This is a genomic window from Phaeacidiphilus oryzae TH49 (assembly GCF_000744815.1).
Classification (GTDB): Bacteria; Actinomycetota; Actinomycetes; order Streptomycetales; family Streptomycetaceae; genus Phaeacidiphilus; species Phaeacidiphilus oryzae.
On the sequence record NZ_JQMQ01000005.1, the window covers coordinates 1,874,924 to 1,895,359 of the forward strand.

15 protein-coding genes and 1 pseudogene are annotated in these 20,436 nt (G+C 75.4%); 10 read left to right on the plus strand and 6 right to left on the minus strand.

Annotation, left to right across the window (positions count from 1 at the left end; translation table 11 throughout):
- The first annotated feature begins 31 nt into the window (after positions 1 to 31).
- From BS73_RS12520 to msrB, 4 genes and pseudogenes are all read left to right on the plus strand, one after another.
- On the plus strand, positions 32 to 928 hold the full coding sequence (locus BS73_RS12520) for a pyrimidine reductase family protein (RefSeq protein WP_084703998.1): 897 nt from the start codon (positions 32 to 34) through the stop codon (positions 926 to 928).
- Positions 929 to 1,093: 165 nt separating this feature from the next.
- Positions 1,094 to 1,623: pseudogene (locus BS73_RS12525) on the plus strand (indole-3-glycerol phosphate synthase).
- A gap of 164 nt (positions 1,624 to 1,787) precedes the next feature.
- Positions 1,788 to 3,170 (plus strand): UDP-N-acetylmuramate--L-alanine ligase, encoded by a 1,383-nt coding sequence (gene murC, locus BS73_RS12530; protein ID WP_051941402.1) that lies wholly within the window; start codon positions 1,788 to 1,790, stop codon positions 3,168 to 3,170.
- A 15-nt stretch (positions 3,171 to 3,185) separates the two neighbouring features.
- The gene (gene msrB, locus BS73_RS12535; RefSeq protein ID WP_037571826.1) at positions 3,186 to 3,623 is read left to right on the plus strand and encodes a peptide-methionine (R)-S-oxide reductase MsrB; all 438 of its coding nucleotides are present in this window, start codon (positions 3,186 to 3,188) and stop codon (positions 3,621 to 3,623) included.
- Positions 3,624 to 3,645: 22 nt separating this feature from the next.
- On the opposite strand, the gene BS73_RS12540 is transcribed toward msrB, so the two are convergent.
- From BS73_RS12540 to BS73_RS12550, 3 genes are all read right to left on the minus strand, one after another.
- Positions 3,646 to 6,672, minus strand: a complete 3,027-nt coding sequence (locus BS73_RS12540; protein ID WP_051939857.1) for a tetratricopeptide repeat protein — start codon at positions 6,670 to 6,672, stop codon at positions 3,646 to 3,648.
- On the minus strand, positions 6,672 to 8,591 hold the full coding sequence (locus BS73_RS12545) for an HSP90 family protein (protein ID WP_051939858.1): 1,920 nt from the start codon (positions 8,589 to 8,591) through the stop codon (positions 6,672 to 6,674). Before BS73_RS12545 ends, BS73_RS12540 begins: the two co-directional genes overlap by 1 nt.
- Before the next feature lie 114 nt (positions 8,592 to 8,705).
- Positions 8,706 to 9,773, minus strand: coding sequence for a hypothetical protein (locus BS73_RS12550; protein WP_084703999.1), 1,068 nt, complete (start codon positions 9,771 to 9,773; stop codon positions 8,706 to 8,708).
- A 463-nt stretch (positions 9,774 to 10,236) separates the two neighbouring features.
- On the opposite strand from BS73_RS12550, the gene BS73_RS12555 reads away from it, so the two are divergent.
- Positions 10,237 to 11,097: a TIGR04222 domain-containing membrane protein gene (locus tag BS73_RS12555; protein ID WP_051939859.1), complete on the plus strand. Its 861-nt coding sequence runs from the start codon at positions 10,237 to 10,239 to the stop codon at positions 11,095 to 11,097.
- Positions 11,098 to 11,104: 7 nt separating this feature from the next.
- Here BS73_RS12555 and hemQ read toward each other — a convergent pair whose 3' ends face one another.
- Both hemQ and hemG read right to left on the minus strand, forming a co-directional pair.
- On the minus strand, positions 11,105 to 11,848 hold the full coding sequence (gene hemQ, locus BS73_RS12560; protein ID WP_037571829.1) for a hydrogen peroxide-dependent heme synthase: 744 nt from the start codon (positions 11,846 to 11,848) through the stop codon (positions 11,105 to 11,107).
- Positions 11,845 to 13,395: a protoporphyrinogen oxidase gene (gene hemG / locus BS73_RS12565; protein ID WP_051939860.1), complete on the minus strand. Its 1,551-nt coding sequence runs from the start codon at positions 13,393 to 13,395 to the stop codon at positions 11,845 to 11,847. The genes hemQ and hemG overlap by 4 nt, the downstream gene beginning before the upstream one ends.
- A gap of 402 nt (positions 13,396 to 13,797) precedes the next feature.
- Between hemG and BS73_RS12570 the strand changes: the two genes are divergently transcribed.
- Positions 13,798 to 14,817 (plus strand): DUF4349 domain-containing protein, encoded by a 1,020-nt coding sequence (locus tag BS73_RS12570; RefSeq protein WP_037571832.1) that lies wholly within the window; start codon positions 13,798 to 13,800, stop codon positions 14,815 to 14,817.
- Between the two features lie 75 nt (positions 14,818 to 14,892).
- On the opposite strand, the gene hemE is transcribed toward BS73_RS12570, so the two are convergent.
- Positions 14,893 to 15,903: a uroporphyrinogen decarboxylase gene (hemE, locus tag BS73_RS12575; RefSeq protein WP_051941403.1), complete on the minus strand. Its 1,011-nt coding sequence runs from the start codon at positions 15,901 to 15,903 to the stop codon at positions 14,893 to 14,895.
- Positions 15,904 to 16,081: 178 nt separating this feature from the next.
- On the opposite strand from hemE, the gene BS73_RS12580 reads away from it, so the two are divergent.
- From BS73_RS12580 to BS73_RS12595, 4 genes are all read left to right on the plus strand, one after another.
- Positions 16,082 to 16,792 (plus strand): DUF3000 domain-containing protein, encoded by a 711-nt coding sequence (locus tag BS73_RS12580; RefSeq protein ID WP_084704002.1) that lies wholly within the window; start codon positions 16,082 to 16,084, stop codon positions 16,790 to 16,792.
- A 393-nt stretch (positions 16,793 to 17,185) separates the two neighbouring features.
- Complete coding sequence (locus BS73_RS12585) at positions 17,186 to 17,860, plus strand: response regulator transcription factor (RefSeq protein WP_037571835.1); 675 nt, start codon at positions 17,186 to 17,188, stop codon at positions 17,858 to 17,860.
- A gap of 158 nt (positions 17,861 to 18,018) precedes the next feature.
- The gene (locus tag BS73_RS12590; protein ID WP_037571838.1) at positions 18,019 to 19,332 is read left to right on the plus strand and encodes an HRDC domain-containing protein; all 1,314 of its coding nucleotides are present in this window, start codon (positions 18,019 to 18,021) and stop codon (positions 19,330 to 19,332) included.
- A 145-nt stretch (positions 19,333 to 19,477) separates the two neighbouring features.
- Positions 19,478 to 20,308, plus strand: a complete 831-nt coding sequence (locus BS73_RS12595) for an ABC transporter ATP-binding protein (RefSeq protein ID WP_037571840.1) — start codon at positions 19,478 to 19,480, stop codon at positions 20,306 to 20,308.
- Positions 20,309 to 20,436: the final 128 nt, after the last annotated feature.

Sequence of the window (20,436 nt, forward strand, 5' to 3'; positions counted from 1 at the left end):
CCCAGCGTAAAGGGCATGTCAGACTCCCCTCATGCGCAGACTGCTTCCTGTGACCGACGCCTCACCGGCCGCCTCGCTGGACACTCTGGACGGCCTGGCCGAGGAGTACGCCTTTCCCGACCCCGCCCCGCACCGCTGGCTGCGCGCCAACATGGTGTCCAGCCTGGACGGCGCGGCCCGGCTGGACGGGTTGTCGGCCGGCCTCTCCTCGGCCGCCGACAAACGGATCTTCGGGGTGCTCCGGGCGCTGGCCGACGTGGTGCTGGTGGGCGCCGAGACGGTGCGCGCCGAGGGCTACCGGCCGGCCAGGGCACGGGCGCAGTTCGCCGAGCGGCGGGCGGCCCAGGGGCAGCCGCCGGCCGCCGCGATCGCGGTGGTCAGCTCGCGGCTGGAACTGGACCTCTCGGCTCCGCTCTTCACCGAGCCGACGGTCCGCACCGTCATCCTGACCGTGGACGACGCGCCGGCCGAGGCCCGGCGGGCGGCCGAACGGGTGGCGGACGTGGTGCCGATCGGCACCGGCCGGGTGGACCTGGCCGCCGCGGTGGAGTGGCTGGCCGCCGAGCGCGGCTGGTCGCGGCAGCTGTGCGAGGGCGGCCCGCGGCTGCTGGGCCAGCTGGTCGCCGACGGACTGGTGGACGAGCTGTGCCTGACCGTGGCGCCGCTGATGGCCGCGGGCGACGCGCCGAGGATCGCCCACGGTCCGACGATCCTCCCGGGCGGGCCGCCCACCGGCCCCCTCGGCCCGGACGCGGAGGGGCTCCGCCCTGAGCTGCTGGAGCCGGTCGCGCTGCTCGAGGAGGCCGGCTTCCTCTTCGCCCGCTATGTCCGCCGGGCCGCCGCCCGGGACGACGTGGCGCCGGAGGGCTCCGCGCCGGACGGTTCCGCGCCGGACGGATCCTCGGAGGACGCCGCCTGGGGCGGCTGAGCGGTCCGCCGCAGGCGGGGCCCGGCGCACGCCCGTGCGAACGACGCCGATGGGGGTGAAGTGATCGGGGTGCCGGGTGGGATCTTCCGCCGAGGGGCACCATGGAGGCAGGACCGGGGAGCCACCGGGGGACTCACCACGGGACCGCCAGGGGAAGGGACTCGGGTGTTCACCACCGTACTGATGATCGAGAAGGCGTTGTCCGACGCGGACATCGAGCTCGTCACCACCTTGCACGGCGACGAACAGGTCTCCTTCGTCGTACTGATGGAGCCGCGGGGCCGTCAGGACGAGCTGCTCCGCGCCCTGGACGACGTGGCCCTCGGCCACCTCGACGAGGCCTTCCACGAGCGCCGCGAGGACGGCGCGGGCGGCGCGGGCGGCGGGGCGGCGCGACCGACGTGGCCGGCCGGGCCGGCGCCGGCGGCCCCTCGGCCGGCGCCACCGCCGAGGCGGCCCTGGAGCAGACCGTCCGCCGCCTCCAGGCGGCCGGCGCCGCCTCGGCCGGCGGCAGCCTGGTGGAGTCGCATCCGCTGGACGCCCTGCGGGAGGCCGTCGAGCAGCACTCCGCGGACGAGGTGGTGGTGCTCACCGCACCGCACTTCGTCGAGGAGTTCTTCCACCGGGACTGGGCCTCACGGGCCCGGCACAAGGTCGGCGTCCCGGTGCTGAAGCTCTTCGCCCAGGAGGCCTGACGGCGCCGGGGCCGCCGGTGCGGCAGAATCGGTGCCGACCGAACGCCGCCGGACAAGCCCGGGAGACCCCGCAAGTGACCGAGCACCACGCCGCGCCCAGCACGACCGCCGATCCCGCCGCCCCGTTCGCCGCTCCGCACTTCATCGGGATCGGCGGGGCCGGGATGTCCGGGCTCGCCAAGATCCTCGCGACGCGCGGCGCCCGGGTCTCCGGCAGCGACGCCAAGGAGTCCGCCACCGTCCAGGCGCTGCGCGAGCTGGGCGCCGAGGTGGCGATCGGGCACGCCGCCGGGAACCTCCCGGCCGGCGCCGACTGCGTGGTGGTCTCCAGCGCGATCCGGGAGGACAACCCGGAGCTGGCCGCGGCCCGCGAGCGGGGGCTGCCCGTCGTCCACCGCTCGGACGCGCTGGCCGCGCTGATGGCCGGCCGCCGCGCGCTGGCCGTCGCCGGCACCCACGGGAAGACGACCACCACCAGCATGCTCGCGGTCTCGCTGAGCGCCCTCGGTCTGGACCCCTCGTACGCGATCGGCGGGGACCTGGACGTCCCGGGCAGCAACGCCCGGCACGGCGAGGGCGGGATCTTCGTCGCCGAGGCGGACGAGAGCGACCGCTCCTTCCACAAGTACGCGCCCGAGGTGGCGATCGTGCTCAACGTGGAGCTGGACCACCACGCCAACTACGCCTCCCTAGAGGAGGTCTTCGAGTCCTTCGAGACCTTCGTCGGCCGGATCGTGCCCGGCGGCACGCTGGTGGTGAACACCGACCACCCGGGCGGCGCCGAGCTGGCCCGCCGGGTCTCCGGGCGGCCGGAGCTGAACGTGGTCCGGGTCGGGGCGAACGCCGACGCCGAGGTCCGCGTCCTGCGGGTCGAGCCGCACGGGATGTCCAGCCAGGTCACCGTGGCACTGGCGGACGATCAGGAGACCCCGGGCGAGCTGGAGTTCACCGTCAGCGTGCCCGGCCGGCACTACGCCCACAACGCGGTGGCCGCGCTGGCCGCCGGGCGGGCGCTGGGCGTCCCCGCGGCCGAGCTGGCCAAGGCGCTGGGCGAGTACCACGGCGTGCGGCGGCGGCTGCAGCTGAAGGGGACCGCCCGCGGCGTGCAGGTGATCGACTCGTACGCCCACCACCCGACCGAGATCGCCGCCGACCTGGAGGCGGTGCGGGAGGGCGCCGGCGGGGGCCGGGTGCTGGTGGTCTTCCAGCCCCATCTGTTCAGCCGTACGCAGCAGCTCGGGGTGGAGATGGGCGAGGCGCTCGCGCTCGCCGACGAGGTCGTGGTGCTGGCGGTCTACCCGGCGCGCGAGGACCCGATCCCCGGCGTGACCAGCGCGATCGTCGCCGACTCGGCCCGGGCGAAGGGTACCGCCGTGCATACAGGGCACTCGCTGGCGGAGGCGCCCGCGGTGCTGGCCGGACTGGCCCGGGAGGGCGACCTGGTGCTGACCATGGGCGCCGGGGACGTCACCTCGGCCGGACCGGAGATCCTGGCCGCCCTCGAAATGCCGGGCACCCCGGCCGACGTTGCACCCACCGGCGACTGAGGAGTGAGCTAACGCATGAGCGACCAGACCAGGGCCTATCCCGTCCAGCACACCGACCAGGAGTGGCGCGAGCGGCTGAACCCGGAGGAGTACCAGGTGCTCCGCCAGGCCGGCACCGAGCGCCCCTTCGTCGGCGAGTACACCGACACCACCACCGAGGGCGTCTACGCCTGCCGCGCCTGCGGAGCGGAGCTGTTCACCTCGGACACCAAGTTCCCCTCGCACTGCGGCTGGCCCAGCTTCTACGACCCGCGGGACGCGAAGGCGGTGGAGCTGATCGAGGACCGTTCCATGGGAATGGTCCGGACCGAGGTCCGGTGCGCGAACTGCGGCTCGCACCTCGGCCACGTCTTCGAGGGCGAGGGCTACCCCACCCCCACCGACCAGCGCTACTGCATCAACTCCATCTCGCTGACGCTGCGGCCGAAGGGGACGTCGGGCTCGGCGGAGTAGCGGAGTAGCGGCTCGGCCGGGGTCAGCCCTCCGGGCTCTGCTCAGGGCGCCGGCTCTCCCGTTCGCCCTCCGCTAGGCGGGCGTCGGTGTCGCCGAGTACCTGGACCGCCTGGTCCAGGCCGGCCCGCCGGCAGCGCGGAACGGTCTCGGCGATCCGCCGTCTGGCCTCGGTGAAGCGGGAGAGCCGACCCTCGACCAGGGCGGCGATCCGGACGGCCTCGGCCCTGGGCGCCTCGGTCTCGGGGTCGTCGGGGCCGGGGCCCGACTCGTAGGCGGCGATGGCGCGCTCCAGCTCGGCCAGGCCCTCCTGGTAGCGCTCCGCGTCGGCCAGCAGGCGGCCCCGCCGGTAGCCGGACTGGCCGGACTGGAACCAGGCCTGGACCGGCAGTCCGGCCCCGACCGCGTCGGCCAGCACGGAGTCGGCCCGGTCGAGAAGGGCCAGGGCCTCGGGGAGGGCGTCCTCCGCCTCGGACCGCCCGATCCGGCTCGCCGACTCATGGAGCATCGCGACCGCGTGGTCGGCGCGCGGGGCGCGGCGGTGGGCGGTGAGGGCGTGTTCGCGCGCGGTGGCGGCCTCCTCCGGGCGCCCGGCCCGGAGGAGGGCGACGGCGGCCTCGCAGGCGACCATGGTGTGGACGCCCTGCTCGTCCTCCGGCCAGTCCGCGATGGCGGCGGCCAGGGAGACGAACTCCTCGGCCGCGTCCCGGTGTTCCCCCAGTTCGGTGAGGCCGCGGGCGAGGTCGAGGCGGGCCTGGGCGCGCTGCCGCCCCTCCAGGCCGCCGCGCTGCGCCGGCCCGCTCTCGATGTGGAGGAGGGATTCGAGGATCGAGACCGCTTCGGCGGTGCGGCCGGTGTCCCGCAGCAGGGTGGCCAGCAGGCAGCGGGAGCGGGCGGCCTCGGCGGGGACGCCGTCGCGGTCGAAGCCGTCGGCCGCCGCGGTGAGGTGCTGGGCGGCCTCGGCCGGCCGGCCGCTGGAGGCGAGGGCGAAGCCGAGCAGCGAGTGCGCCGAGGCGTGCGGGAAGTCCCGTTCGCCGGGGTGGACCGCGGCCAGGGCCAGCGCCTCCCGGGCGGTCTCGACGGCCTCCGGCAGGCGGTTCGAGCGCATCCGGATCTCGGCCCGCAGCAGCAGCACGCGGGGCAGCCGCCAGGGATGGCCGCAGTCGGTCAGGATCCGCTCGGCGTGGGCGAGTTCGGCCTCGGCCCGCTCGGGGTCGCCGTGCCGGAGGAGCACCAGGGCCGCGTACTCGTACGCGGTGGCCTCGCAGTGCGGACGGCCGGCCCGGCGAGCCTCGGCGAGGAGGGCCGCGTTCTCCCGCTCGAAGCGGGCGAGCACCTCCGGCTCCTGCTCCCCCGCCGGAGCCGACTCCCCCGCCGGCTCGGCGGCGGGTAGTTCGGTGGCCTCGCGGTAGGCGGCGAAGGCGCGGCACTGGCGGATCAGCACCTGCTCCAGCGGTTCCGCCTCGCCGGCCGCACGGTCGAGGACCTCGTCCAGCTCCGCCCAGTCGATCGATTCCCCGTCCTCCCGGCGGCCGGCCCGGCGGGCGCGGGCGAGGAGCGCCCGGCCGGGCACTCCCGCGCGGGCGTACAGGTCGGCCGCGACGGCGAGTTCGGCGCGGGCCTCGGTGGTCCGGCCGCGGTCGCCGTGCTCGAAGGCACGGCGTTCGGCGAGCTCGGCGGAGAGGAGCTCGGGCGGGCCGAGGTCGGGGTCGAGGGGGGTGGCGGGGTCCGCCGGGCCACCCGGGCCGATCCGGCGGGCGATCTCGCGCCAGAGGCCGTCGGTGTCCGGAAGACCGTCGAGGCGCAGCGCGCGGGCCCGGCGGATCAGCTCGGACAGGTCCTGCTTGGACAGGTCCTGCCCGGTCATCCCGGTCCCCGCCGCCTGGGCGCTCTCCGCAGCGTTCGCGACGGCCGGCTCCGGGGCGGGGACGGTCGCGGGCAGCAGGGCGACGCGGAGGCCGAGGGCGAGCGGCCGGTCGGTGAGCGGGCGGCGGGCCAGCCTGGCGCGGCGCTGGTCGGAGCAGGCGGTGGTGCCGTTGCGGGCGTCGAAGCGCTCGGCGATGGCCTGCCCCTCGCGCTCGGCCCACTCGTGGAGGCCGCGCACGGTCCAGCTGCCGCCGGGCGGGTCCGCGGCGGGCGCGTCGCCGTGCCCGAGCTCCAGCAGACGGGCCGTCAACTGCTGTACCCCGGCCAGGAGTCCGTGGTAGGAGCGCGGGTCGCCGGCCGCCCCGGCGAACCGCTCCCGGTTCTCGGCGAGGATCTCGAGTCCGCGCGGTTCGTTGCCGCTGAGCGCGCAGAACTCCAGGTGGAGCCCGATCTGCCCGTTGGCGCTCGCCGACCGCCGGGCGGCCCGGTAGCCGGACAGGTGGGCGGTGCGGGCCTCCTCCAGCCGGCCCAGCCGGAGCAGCGGGAGGAGGGCCGTGCCCTGGCTGGAGTACGGCTCGATACTGCAGGTGCTGCGGCCGTCCAGGGCCGGGCGCAGGGCCTCGACCGCCCGCTCGTCCTCGCCGCGCAGCACGAAGTACTCGGCCTTGTGGCGGTGTTCGCAGACCTCGCAGTCGCTGTACCGGGCGCGCGGGCGGGCCGCCCACAGCTCGAAGGCCTCCTCGCGGCCGATGCCGGTGTGGTCGGCCAGGTGGAACCGCCGGGCGTAGTACGGCTGGAGGTCGAGTCCGGCCTCCTGGTAGCGGCGGCGCATCTCGGCCAGCCAGCCGTGGGAGCTCTCCAGCGGCACCTCGGGCAGCCCGAGGAGGGCACTGGCCACCCACTTGAACCGCCAGAAGACCTGCTGCCGGGCCCAGTCGCCGAAGGCCCCCGGGGAGGCGTCCCAGAGCTTGAGTATCCGGGCGAAGACCACCGGGACCTTCCGGGTCTCGGTGTCGTACTCGTACGCCTCCATCAGGTCGAGGAGGGCCAGCACGAGCAGCTCGTCGTCGTCGAACTGCTCGGCCGCGGCGGCGAGTTCCTCGGCGACGACGGTACGGGCGCGGCCGTACGGCTCGGCGTCGTTGGCGCGGAGGGCGTCGAGGACGGCGTCCCTGGTGTCCAGCATCAGCGCTCCCTGCCGTGCGGGCCGTCGGTTCCTTGGCGGCCGCCGGGGCGGCCGGCGTCCTCGACCGCGCCGAGGGCGAAGTCGAGGAGGTTGAGGGAGGCCCGGTTGAGGAGCGCGGACTCGCTGGGGCGCAGCGGCCGGCGGGTCATCAGCAGGGCCTGGCCGTAGAGGGTCTCCACGGCGGTGGCCGCCAGCTCCCGGTGGCCGATCCCGACGGCCCGGCGGACCAGCGGGTTGAGGTGGTTGAGGATCAGCTGCGCACGGGGCTCGGCGGAGCGCAGCGAGCCGAGGATGTCCGCCCACAACCCGTCCGCCTCCTGGGCGAGTTCGGCCCGGGTGCGCTCGTGCCGGGCCTCCCGGTCGTCCAGCAGCAGGGCGGGTGCGGCGGCGGGGTGGAAGCTGCGCAGGGCGACGTCGCACTCGAAGCGGGCGACGGTCTCCCGGGCGATCGCCAGGAAGCCGGCCGCGGCCAGCTCCACCACCGGGTCGACGCCGTCCAGATGGGCGGTGACGGTGTCCGGGTCGAGGTCGGCGACGGTGGTGCCGGGACGGACCTCGGGCAGCCGGTGGACCAGGTCGCGGACGTAGGCGTAGCCGCCGTTCACCACGCCGAGTCCGGCCGCCGAGGCGATCTGCGCGACCTGCCGGAACTCCTCGACGGTGCGGGTGACCAGCACCACCGGGTGGCTGCGGGCGAACTCGTCGAGGGTGACGTCCCCGTCCGTGGTCTCGAACGGCAGCCAGGGCAGCAGCACCCGCAGGAGCTCGTCGTCGTAGCGGGCGAGCGCCTTGATGGCGAGGTGGTGGACGGCGGCGAACCGCTGGAGCAGCACGGGGTCGGAGGCGGAGAGGCCGGCCAGCCAGTCCCGGATCCGGGCGCCCAGGGCGTCCCGGACCGCGGCCAGCGTCTCGTCCTCGTACAGCGCCTCGCGGGAGGCGGTCGGGCGGAGGCTGTCCGCGTCCACCGCGCAGCGCACGAAGTACGCCCACTCCGGAAGGAGTTCCTCGCCGCGCTCGGTGAGGAGCATCCCCTTGAGGTGCACCCGGTGGCCGGAGCGGCGGTCCGCGGGGACGTCCTCGGGGAGGACGAAGGCCGCGCCGGTGAGCCCGACCGCGGGCAGCGCCAGGTCGATCGAGGCGAGCGGGGTGAAGCCGAAGGTCTCGCGGCAGTACCCGGCCAGGGCCTCGGCCCGTTCGGCGCGGGTGGCGTGGCGGCGGGCCCAGGGCGGCGGGGTGTCGTCGATCCGGACGGCGCCGTCCCGCGCCCCCTCCTCCTCCACGGTGACCGGGTGCCGCAGCAGCCGGCCGTAGTGGAGGGCGAGCCGGCGGACCTCGGCGGGGGCGGTGTACTCGGCGGCGTCCGGGCGGGGCCGCAGGCTGACGGTGGTGCCGGGCTCGGGCTGGGCGGAGGCGGGGAGGACGGTGAGGGTGTACCGGCCGTCGGAGCCGCCGACCCAGCGGACCGCCGGCGCCCCGGGGTCCGCCGCGGAGCGGCTGACCACGGTGATCTGGTCCGCGACGGTGAAGCAGGCGAGCAGGCCGATGCCGAACTGACCGATGAACTCGGCCCTGGTGCCGGCGAGTTGCTCGGCCAGCCGCGCCTCGGGGCCGCCGGCGGACGCGACACGCTTGGAGCTGCGGCCGATGGTGGCGAGGAAGGTGTGGACGTCGGCCTCGGTGAGGCCGATCCCGGTGTCGGTGACGGTCAGCCGCTCCCCGGTGCGGATGGTGATCCGGGCGGGGGCGTCGGGGTCGCGGGCCTGCCGGGCGGAGACCGCGTCCACCGCGTTCTGCAGCAGCTCGCGCAGGTAGACCTGGGGGCTGGTGTAGAGGTGGTGGGAGAGGAGGTCGACGAGCCCGCGCAGGTCCACCTGGAAGAGGCGGGCGTCGTCCGACGGCTGGGCTGCTGGTGCTGACACGGCTGGTACGGCCCCCTGGAGATGCGGCTTCTCGGTATCGGCGTGGTGGGCGGGTCGGCGGGCGGGATCGACGGGTGGATCGGCGGGCGGCTTGGTGGGCGACTCGGCGGGCGGTCAGCCGAGACAGCGGTCGCGGTGCAGTCGGAAGGCCGCCTCCGGCCCCGAGTTGAAGTACTGCCAGGGCGCCTCGGTGACCAGGCCGTCCAGTTCGAGGAAGAGCCGGCGGGCCGACTCGTCGTCCCGGGCCAGCGAGAAGGCCATCGCGAACACGTTGTGGACCAGCTGCCAGCCGGGCCGGCGGGGGAAGTCGGGGTGGAAGACGGAACGGCGGGCCGCCTCGACCAGCTCCTCGCGGACGGCCGGCCGCCGGAGGTAGGCGGCCCCCTCGGCCCCGCCGTCCAGCTCGCACCAGTGCTCGACATGGGCGCGGGCGACCAGCTCGTGCAGCGGGCTGCCGTCCGGGGCCGCGGCGGAGACCTCACGGGCGAAGCCGTGCAGCTCCTCGAAGGAGCCGCTCCACCGGGGGCAGAATCCGAGCAGCCGGTCGCGGTGGGCGGTCAGGTCGGACGGGGAGCGGCGGACGGCGGCCTCGAAGCGGACGCGGGAGATCTCCGGGCCCAGACTGGCCCCCCTGGCGATCACCAGCAGGGAGTTCCAGGGCGCGGACCACGCCGGACGCAGCTCGGCGGCCCGGAAGAGCTGCTCCTCGGCGATGCGCAGCCGGTCGAAGAAGGTGTCCCACTGCTCGCGGCTGACGTCCTTCGCGAGGGCCGAGGTGCGGGCCTCCCAGCCCCATCTGACGTGCCGCGCGCCGGAGAGGAGCAGGGGCAGGGCGGCCCCTTCGCCGTCGCCCCCTTCGCGTCCTCCGCCCCCTTCGGGTCCTTCGCGTCCTTCCCCCTGCCCGTCCCCTGCGGCTGCCTCCTCCTTCTCGGCCTTCTCGGCCGCGGCGGGCAGCCACTCCTCCAGGCCCTTCAGCCCGGCGAGGCCCGAGACGAGCCGGCCGAGGTCCTCCGGGTCGTCCGGGTCGAGGGCGGAGAGGAGGGCGTCGCGCAGCGCCGGCCAGTCGCGGGCGGCGGCCACCGAGCGCAGGCCGCTTATCCGGTGGTCGCCGCAGTCGGGATCGAGCCGTACGGCGGCCCGCCCGCGCATCCGCCGCCCGAGCGTCCCGAACAGACTCTTCACCGATTCCCCCCGGCGCCTTCCGAATTCGAACTCGGGAACTACCTATCACGTGACCCGGCTCACGGTCCACGAGTACGGCCTGCCACAGGGGTGCGAAGGCCTACGAAACGGGAGAGTCGAGACCGGGGCGCGGCCCCGGGGCCCGGAGCGGGCGGGCGCGGGCGAACGGACGGCGCCGAGCCCCGTTTCCGCGCACGAACCTCAAATCTTGCTCTGAGAAGGCGGTGCAGAGCTTCCCCGGACCGCCTCGGGGCGCCATCCTCAGGCGCTGGGGGATGGCGGGGCCGGCCCCGCGTCGGGCACGGGGGACCCGGCACGCGGCCGGCCCTGCTCAACTCCCGGCGGCCGTGCGGCCTTCCGCGTCCCGCGCGGTGATCGCATGCCGAGACGGCGCGATCACGGTTTGATATCGCGGCCGGAAATGGCGTGGCCGCAGCCGGGCGCGCCGGTTAGAACGGCACCCATGTCGGTGTTGCTCTTCCTCCTCCCCGCGTGCGTGGTCTCCGCGCTCGCCTGCGCCCGGCTGTGCCGCGCCGTGGCGGCGACCAGCGCCCAGGGCTCCCCGGAGGAGCTCCTGCCGTCGCCGGCCGGGCCCGACGAGGGGATCGGCCTGTTCGACGCGGCCTATCTGGCGGGCGGCCCGGAGCGGGTGGTCGACCTGGTCCTGGTGCGGATGGCGCTGCGCGGCAGGCTGCTGCTGGCGCACACCGGCTGGACCACCGTCGCGCGCCCGGAGCCGGCCGACGAGCTGGAGGAGGCGGCCTTCGCCGCGATCGGCCCCGAGGGCCAGTGCAGGACCGAGGAGCTGCGCCAGGCGCTGGCCGCCGACCCGGCCGTACTGGAGATCGCCATCCGGCTGGCCGGGGCCGGGCTCGCGGTGCCGAGCTGGGTGCGGGAGCGGACCAGCAGCGCGGTGCGCGCGGTCCGGCACGCCATGTGGCTGACCGTGCTGTGCCTGCTGATGGCCCTTCTCACCGGGAGTCTCGGGATCGGCGCCGGACATTCCCGGCCGTCCGCGGTGGCCTCCTGGTTCGCGCTGCCGCTGATCCTCACCACCGGGACGCTGCTGATGGCCCGGGTCGACGTCTACCCCTACACCCGCTGGGCCGCGCCGGCCGGGCAGGAGCTGCTGCGCCGGCTCGGCGGCATGCGCCGGAGCCGGCGGGGGCGGCGGGACTCCCTGCCGGGGCGCCGGTGGACGGCGGGCGGCCGGAGCGAGTCGCTGGCCGCGGTGGCGGTCGCCGGGGCGGCCGCGATCCGCGACCCGCTGCTGCGGGCCGCCCTGCGCCCGCCGCGGCGCTGGGCGGCCGCGGCCGACTGGTGAGTCCGGGTCAGGCCAGTCCGTTGACCAGTTCCGCGATCGGCTTGCGGCGGCCGGTGTAGAACGGGACCTCCTCGCGGACGTGGAGGCGGGCGCGGGAGGCGCGGAGGTGGCGCATCAGGTCCACGATCCGGTGCAGCTCGTCGGCCTCGAAGGCGAGGATCCACTCGTAGTCGCCGAGGGCGAAGGAGGCCACGGTGTTGGCCCGGACGTCCGGGTAGCCGCGGGCCATCTTGCCGTGCTCGGCGAGCATCTCGCGGCGGTCCTTGTCCTCCAGCAGGTACCAGTCGTACGAGCGGATGAACGGGTAGACGCAGATGTAGTCGCGAGCGTGCTCGTCGGCCAGGAAGGCCGGGATGTGCGACTTGTTGAACTCCGCCGGGCGGTGCAGCGCCATGTTGGACCACACCGGCTCCAGGGCGCGGCCGAACCTGGTGCGGCGGAAGAGGTTGTACGCCTCCTGCAGGTCGTCGCTGTCCTCCGCGTGCCACCAGATCATCAGGTCGGCGTCGGCGCGCAGGCCGGAGACGTCGTAGCTGCCGCGGATGGTCACGCCCTTGCCGGCCAGCTGGTCGAAGAGCTGCTCGACCTCGGCGATCTGGGCGGAGCGGTCCTCCGGCAGCGCCTCGCGGAGCCGGAACACCGACCACAGGGTGTAGCGGATGACCTCGTTGAGTTCGCGCGCCTTCTTCTTCCCGGGCGCCGTCTCGGGCGCCGCGGTCTCGGCCGCCGCGGTCTCGGGCGTCTCGCTCATCGTTCGGTTGTCCTTTCGGTACGTGGGTGTCGGCTCAGGCCGGAGAGTACGTCGTCGGCGGCGCGCCGGCCGCTGCCCACGCAGGCGGGGATGCCCACTCCGTCGTAGGCGGCACCGCAGAGCGCCAAGTCGGGCAGCTTGCGGGCGAGTTCGCGGATCCGGGCGACCCGGTCCAGATGCCCCGCCGGGTACTGCGGCAGGCCGCCGTACCAGCGGGTGACCGTCGAGGCGTAGGGGAGGGCGTGGATGCCGGCGGCCTCGCGGAGGTCGCCCAGGGCGGCGGCGACCAGCTCCTCGTCCGGCAGCTCCAGCGCCTCGGCCTCGCCGTGCCGGCCGAAGGAGGTGCGCAGGACGAAGGAGTCCGGGGCGGACTCGGCCAACCAGCCCCACTTGTTGCTGGAGAAGGTGGCGGCCTTGATCCGGCGGCCGTCCACCGGCGGCACCAGGAATCCGCTGCCGGGCGGAACGCCGTCGGCGCCACCCGCACCGAGCGCGGAGCGCTGGAAGACGAGGGTCACCAGGGCCATCGAGGCGTACTCGACCGCCCCCAACTCCCCCGCGGCGGCCGGCGCCTCGGCCGCGAGGAGGCGGGCCGCGGCGGCGGCCGGGACGGCCAGCACCACCGCGTCCGCGGCGAGCTCCTCGCCGCCCGTGGTGACCGCTCGCCAGCCGTCGGGGGTACGGCGCAGCTCCTTGACGCCGGTGCCGGTGCGCAGCTCGCCGCCGGCCTCCCGGCAGGCCGCGGCGACGGCGCCCGGCAGCCGGCCGAGGCCGCCTCGGACGCCCTGGAAGACGGGGGCGGGCGGGGTACCGGGGGCGGCGGCCGAGGACTGAGCGGCGCGCGCGAGGATGCCGCGCACCCCCTCCACCAGCGAGCGTTCGCGCTGGGCGACCGGCAGCAGCTGGGGGACGGCGGCGCGCATCGAGATCCGGTCCGCGTGGCCGGCGTAGACCCCGCCGAGCAGCGGGTCCACCAGGCGGTCCACCACCTCGCGGCCGACCCGGGCGGCCACGTACTCGCCGATCGCGACGTCCTCGCCGACCTCGGTGGCCGGGGCGGAGAGGTCCGCGCGGATCCGCCGCATCCCCTCCGGGGAGATCACCCCGGTGGCGGCGAGGGCGTTCAGGTCGCCCGGAACGCCCATCACATGGCCGGTCGGCATCGGGCGGAGGGCGCCGCGGGTCCAGATCGCGGCCTTGGCGGTGGTCGGCGGTTCGAGCTCCGGGCCGAGCCCGGCCGAGCGGGCCAGCTCCACCGCCTCCGGGCGGCGGGCCAGCATGGACTCGGCGCCGAGGTCGACGGCGATCCCGCCGACCTCTCCCGGCCGCAGTTTGCCGCCGAAGCGGTCCGCCTCGTCGAGGAGGGTGACGTGGGGGCGCACGACCGGGCCGTCCGCGCCAGCTCCTGTGCCAACGCCCGCGCCCGCGCCCGCGCCGCCTCCGCCGAGGACGCCGAGCAGGCGGGCGGCCGCGGCGAGGCCGGCGATCCCCCCGCCGATCACCAGCACCCGGGGCGCCTCGGGCGGAGGAGTGGAACTGCTGCGCATGCCTTCAACTCTCTCACCACCCCCGGACGGCCCGGCAGCCGGGAACCCTTTCCACCGGTTCCGCATCCAAGCGCCGTGAAGAGACAGCCATCGAGGGCGAATGCGACCCAGCGGGACCACGAGCCCGCCCCGTCCCGAAGACGCGGCCGGCCCGGGCCGACCGCGGCCGCGGGTGCCGTACTGCTGGCCGCGGCGCTCTGCGCGCTCACGGCCGGCTGCGGAGGCGGAGGCGGAGGCGGATCGAGCAGTTCCTCGGCAGAGCGGGCGGGCGGAGCGGCGGCGGCCCCGGCGAACGGCGGGGGCGGTGGGGGCGGTGGAACCGGCGGGAGCGGTGGGAGCGGTGGGAGCGGTGGCGGCACCGCGAATCAGGGCGGGGCCGCGAGCGGGTCGAGAGCCGGTGGCGTGAGCGGCGGCACGGCCCCGGCGTCCCCCTCCGCGACCGCGATGCCCGGTCCCGGAGCCGGCCGGCAGATCGTCTACACGGCCGAGACGCAGATCAGCACCCGGCAGCCGGACGCCGCCGTGGCCCGCGCGGAGCAGCTGACCGCGGCGGCCGGCGGCTACGTCGGCGACGAGACCAGCGGGAACGACGGCGGGATCGTCCAGCCGCAGCAGACCGCGCCGGCGGACGGCCAGCCGCAGCAGACCGCACCGCTGGCGGAGCCGACCGGGCCGGATCTCAGCCAGGCGGCGCAACTGGTGCTGCGTGTGCCGGCGGGCTCCTTCGACTCGGTCTACCACCGGCTGGCCGCGCTGGGCACGGTGCTGGGCCAGGAGCGCTCCGCGCAGGACGTCACCGCGCAGGTCGCGGACGTGGACAGCAGGGTGGCCTCGGCCCGCGCCAGCGTCCAGCGGATCCGGGACCTGATGGCCAGGGCGCAGACCATCTCCGACCTGACCGCTCTGGAGTCGGTGCTGACCCAGCGCGAGTCGGACCTGGAGTCGCTGGAGGCGCAGCAGAAGGGGCTGCGGGACCAGTCGGCGATGTCCACGCTGACGCTGGTGGTCTACCAGCCGGAGCCGGCCGCGCCGACCGAGCGGCACAAGGGCTCCTCCGGCGTCGGGGCCGCGCTGGCCGGCGGCTGGCACGCGTTCGTGGCGACCGTGCGCTGGATCGTCTCGGCAGTGGCGGCCGCGCTGCCGTTCCTCGGCGTGGCGGCGGTGGTCGCCGGGCTCTGGGTGTGGCGGGCCCGGCGCAGGCGGGCGGCAGCGCCCGAGCCGCCCGAGCCCCTTGAGGCCGCCGAGCCCTTCGAACCGGCGGAACCGGCGGAACCGGCGGAACCGATAGAGCCGGCGGAAGCGGCGGCACCGGCGCAAGCGGCGGCACCGGCGCAAGGGGCGGAAGCGGCGGAAGCAGCGGGGCCCGGGGCGGAGCCGGAGAACCCGGCGCCCGACGGCCCGCCGGCCGGCGAGGCGCGGTGACCCGGCCCGCGCCCCTGCCGGCCCTCCCCAGCGGGCGGCAGGGGCCGGCAGCGGCGGCGGCCGGGCGGCAGCCGCCTAGCGCTGCGTCGTCTCGTGGACGAACTCGACGAGGTGGGTCAGGGCGTCCGGGTCCGTGGTGGGCAGGACGCCGTGGCCGAGGTTGAAGATGTGGCCGGCGCCCGCGGACTGCGCGGAGTGGAGCACCTCGCGCGCCTTGGTGCGGACCACCTCGCGCGGGGCGAAGAGCACCGCCGGGTCCAGGTTGCCCTGGAGCGCCTTGCCGGGGCCGACCCGGACCGCCGCCTCGGTCAGCGGCACCCGCCAGTCGACGCCGACCACGTCCGCGCCGGCCCGGCCCATCAGCCCGAGCAGCTCGCCGGCGCCCACGCCGAAGTGGATCCGCGGCACCCGGTAACCGGCGACCGCCTCGAAGACCTTGGCGCTGGCCGGCATGACGCTGCGCCGGTAGTCCTCCGGGGCCAGCGCGCCCACCCAGGAGTCGAAGAGCTGGACCGCGCTCGCGCCCGCCTCGATCTGCACCTTGAGGAAGGCGGCGGTGATCCCGGCCAGCCGGTCGAGCAGCTCGTTCCAGAGCTTCGGCTCGCCGTACATCAACGCCTTGGTCCGCTCGTGGTTCTTCGAGGGGCCGCCCTCGACCAGGTAGCTGGCCAGGGTGAAGGGCGCGCCGGCGAAGCCGATCAGCGGGGTGGCGCCGAGCTCGGCCACCAGCAGGCCGATCGCCTCGGCGACGTAGCGGACGTCGTCCGGCTCCAGCGGACGCAGCCGCTCCAGGTCCTTGGCGCTGCGCACCGGGTCGGCGATCACCGGGCCGACGCCCGGCTTGATCTCCAGGTCGATGCCGATCGCCTTCAGCGGGACGACGATGTCGCTGAAGTAGACGGCGGCGTCCACCTTGTGCCGGCGGACCGGCTGCAGGGTGATCTCCTTGACCAGCTCAGGACGCATGCAGGACTCGAGCATCGGGATGCCCTCGCGCGCCTTGTGGTATTCCGGCAGCGAGCGCCCGGCCTGGCGCATGAACCAGACCGGCGTGTGCGGCACCGGCTCGCCGCGGCAGGCGCGCAGGAAGGCGCTGTCCTGGAGGGCGGAGGCCGGGGCGGCAGGGTCGTTCGGCGTGGCGGATGCTGCGGTGAGCCCAGAGGCGGTCGAATCGGTCACGGGGAAATCCTCGCACGCGCGACCCGGCGCGCCGCACGGGAGCCGGATCCCCCGTTGGGACGTGCCGTCGTCTTAGTCTTCCGGCATGGCAGCGGTCAGCGGACATCCGGCGGATTCGGGCGGCCCGGAGGACGCGCGGCGCGCGGGGGATTCTGAGGGCGCCGGCGATCCCGACGGCGGCCACCCCTCCGCCTTCCGGCGTGCCGTGACCGCGCTGCGCTCCGCCCGGCCCCGGCCGGAGGTGCGCCTGGAGGAGGCGCCCGCACCGCGCCGACTCGCCCCGCACGCCTTCGCGTTGACCGCGGCGGTGGAGTCGGAGGGCGAGGAGCTGGCGGACGGCCGCTTCGTCCTGCTCCACGAACCGGACGGGCACAAGGCCTGGAACGGCGCCTTCCGCGTGGTCACCCTGGCCCGGGCCGAGCTGGAACCGGAGATGGCCGGTGATCCGCTGCTGCCGGACGTCGCCTGGAGCTGGCTGGTCGACGCGCTGGCGCAGCGCGGCGCCGAGCAGCATGAGGCCGGCGGCTCGGTGACCCGTGCCGCCACCCACCACTTCGGGACGCTGAGCGAGCGGCCGACCGCCACCGAGATCGAACTCCGGGCGTCCTGGACACCGTTGGACGAGCGGCTGGACCGGCATCTGGCGGCCTGGTGCGAGCTGCTGTGCTCCTGCGCGGGCCTGCCTCCGGTACCGGCCGGGCCGCCGGTGCCGCCGCACCGGGCGGCGGACGGGCCGGTCGGCCGGCCGCCGGCGGGCGTGGTGCGGATGCCCACGCGGCGGCGGCCGCGGCACTGAGCCCACGCCCTTCCGACTTCCGTCCGGCCACCTGATCGAACGCCGGGTGCGGCGTCGCGACGACTCGGCAGCGCAGGGCCCTGCCGAGCGGTGATCACGGAGCGTCAGCGGCACCGGGAATCGCACACACTGACGGTGAATCACCCGATTAAGGATTTCGACACGCGCCCCGACTGGTTTTGACAGCTTATGGGTGATTTATGCTCATGGTGGAAGGTCGAGATGTCGCAAATGTCCGCTCGCGGCACAGGGCATCGTGATCTTTCGCTAAAGCCGGGCACAGAAGGTGCCGAAGCTCTCTGTGACCCTTTCCATCGGCGGCCCCCCGACTTCCCGGCCGGTACTTCCGGGACCGGCGGTCCGGTCCGTCAGCCATCCCTTACAGGAGGCCTGGTGTCGGTTCTTCTCGAGCACCCCGCAAACCTGGTCGCCTACCGCCCCACCAAGCCCACAGCCATGGTCGTCGTGGCGGACCCCCGGGTCCGCGGCACGGTCACCCGGCATCTGTGGGCTCTGGGCGTGCGCGACGTGATCGAGGCGTCCTCCGTTGCCGAGGCCCGGCCGAGGGTCGGTACCCCGCGCGACATCTGTGTCGCCGACGTCCATCTTCCAGACGGATCCGGGCTGACCGTGCTCGCCGAGACCAGGGCCGCGGGCTGGCCCAACGGTCTGGCGATCTCGGCCGCCGACGACATCGGCGCGGTCCGCAGCGCGCTGGCCGGCGGGGTGAAGGGCTACGTCGTCACCGGCACCCGCGCCAACACCCAGCCGGGGCAGCGTCCCGGGCTGCACGCGCTGGGCCACCCGCTGGCCGGACGGGTCCGCCGCCCGGGTCCGCCCGGACAGCCGGGGCAGAACGGCGCCCCGCAGTACCGTGAGCTCTCCGGCCGCGAGGTCGAGGTGCTGCGGCTGGTGGCGGAGGGGCAGTCCAACAAGGCGATCGGGGTGTCCATGGGGCTCTCCGCGCTCACCGTGAAGAGCCACCTGGCCCGGATCGCCCGCAAGCTGGGCACCGGGGACCGGGCCGGAATGGTCGCGGTGGCCCTGCGGACCGGCATCATCCACTGACCCTCCACCCGCGAACGCGATAGGGAGGAACGTTTTTCCGAAGGCTTAAGCCGAGGCCCCCGCGTGCCCGCCCCGCCCCTTCCCCTCCCCGAGTGGGGCCGGGGGCGGGGCAGACGCGCACTCGGAGGCGCTCGTACGCACAGGCGTAGTCTTGGGGCGTGACCGACGCCCGAGAGACCGCCCCCGCCGAGGACCGCCGGAAGAGCCCCCAGAGCCAGGACGCCGAGGACCTCTCAGTCACCAGGGGCACCGAGCCGGTACCACTCCTCGAACCGCGGGAGGGGATCCCGCCGGTGATCGCGGACGCCGAGGCCCTCGATCGGGTCGTCCAGGCCTTCCGCGCCGGCAGCGGTCCGGTCGCCATCGACGCCGAGCGCGCCTCCGGCTACCGGTACGGGCAGCGCGCGTACCTGATCCAGCTGCGCCGGGCCGGTGCGGGCAGCACGCTGATCGATCCGGTCGGCTGCCCCGACCTCACCTCGCTGGGCGAGGCGATCGCCGACGCCGAATGGGTTCTGCACGCCGCCACCCAGGACCTGCCCTGCCTCGCCGAGCTCGGGATGCGGCCGAGCCGGCTCTTCGACACCGAGCTGGCCGGGCGGATCGCCGGGTTCCCCCGGGTCGGCCTGGGCGCGATGGTGGAGAACGTCCTCGGGCTGACCCTGGAGAAGGGGCACTCGGCGGTCGACTGGTCCACCCGCCCGCTGCCCGAGCCGTGGCTGCGGTACGCGGCGCTGGACGTCGAGGTGCTGGTGGAGCTGCGCGACCGGCTGGAGCGGGTGCTCGAGGAGCAGGGGAAGCTGGAGTGGGCCCTGGAGGAGTTCGCCGCGATCGCGGCCGCCCCCACCCCCGCCCCGCGGACCGACCCCTGGCGCCGGACCTCCGGTATGCACAAGGTGCGCCGGCGGCGGCAGTTGGCGACGGTACGGGAGCTGTGGCTGACCCGGGACCGGATCGCCCAGCACCGCGACGTCTCCCCCGGCCGGGTCCTGCCGGACGCGGCGATCGTGGCCGCGGCGCTGGCCATGCCGGCCGACGTGCAGGCGCTGCAGGCCGTCCCCGGCTTCGCGCCGCGCGGGCAGCGGCGGACGCTGGAGCAGTGGCAGGCGGCCGTCGACCGGGCCCGGGCGCTGCCCGAGGCGGAGCTGCCGCCGATCTCGGCCGCCCACGACGGCCCGCCGCCGCCCCGGGCGTGGGCGGACAAGGACCCGGTCGCGGCCGGACGGCTGACCGCCGCGCGGGCGGCGGTGGCGGAGCTGTCGGAGCGGCTGAACGTCCCGGCCGAGAACCTGATGACCCCGGAGCTGGTGCGCCGGGTGGCGTGGGCGCCGCCGACGCCGGCCGGCGAGGCCGAGATCGGCGCCGCGCTGAGTGCGCTGGGGGCGCGGGACTGGCAGGTGGGGCTGGTCGCCCCGGTGCTGGCGAAGGCGTTCGCCGAGGCGCCGGCGTCTCGCGATACGAGCGGCAGCTAACTCGCCATCGGCGGGTGCGGCAACGTAGGTGGTCGGGCGCGCAGTTCCCCGCGCCCCTGATTTCGCGCCTTCGGCGCTGCAATCCCGGGGCGCCCCGGATTCGCGGCCCGCAGGGCCGGAAGAACACCCCCCAGGAGGGAAGACCTTGCCCAGCAACGAAACCGTCCTGCGCCTGGAAGGCGTCAGCCTCTGGCGCAGCACGGCCGCAGGCCCCAAGCAACTGCTGCGGGACATCGACTGGGTGGTCACCCGCGGCCAGCGCTACGCGCTGCTCGGGCACAACGGGGCCGGCAAGTCGACGATCCTCTCCCTCGCGGGCGCCGTGCAGTTCCCCAGCTCCGGGACGGTGGAGATCCTCGGCAACCGCCTCGGCCGGGTCGACATGCGGGAGCTGCGCGCCGACGTCGGCAACGTCTCGGCGGCCAACCGGATCCCGCCCAGGCTCTCGGTCCGGGACTACGTCTTCACCGGCATCACCGGCACCGTCCAGCCGCTGCCCCGCAGGTACGGCCAGGCCGAGAAGAAGCGGGCGCTGGAGTCCATGGAGCTGATGGGCCTCGGCGCGATGGCCGACCGGGAGATCCTCTCCTGCTCCCAGGGCGAGCAGTCCCGGGCCCGGATCGCCCGGGCGCTGGTGCCCCAGCCGCGGCTGCTGCTGCTTGACGAGCCGGCCGCCGCGCTCGACCTGCCCTCCCGGGAGCAGCTGATCGACTCGCTGGACGTGCTGGCGGCCGAGTTCCCGGCTCTGACGATGATCCTGGTGACCCACCACCTCGAAGAGCTGCCGGCCTCCTTCGGCCACGCGCTGCTGCTGCGGCAGGGCGCGACCGTCGCACAGGGCGACGTCCATTCGACGCTGACCTCGGAGAACCTCTCGGAGTGCTTCGGGCTGCCGCTGGCCGTGAACCACGACGACGGGCGCTGGCACGCCCGGCTGCTGCGCCGCCGGCCGGCCGACGCGAGCTGGGGCGTCTGACCAGGACTCTGTGTGACAGCTCACAACGTGGTGGCAGACAGCAAGGTTACCAACGGGTAGCATCCTCTGTGAGGCGCCGCCCAGCCCTGTCGTGCTCGCCCCGGCTCGGCCGCGCCCGTTGTCCCCTG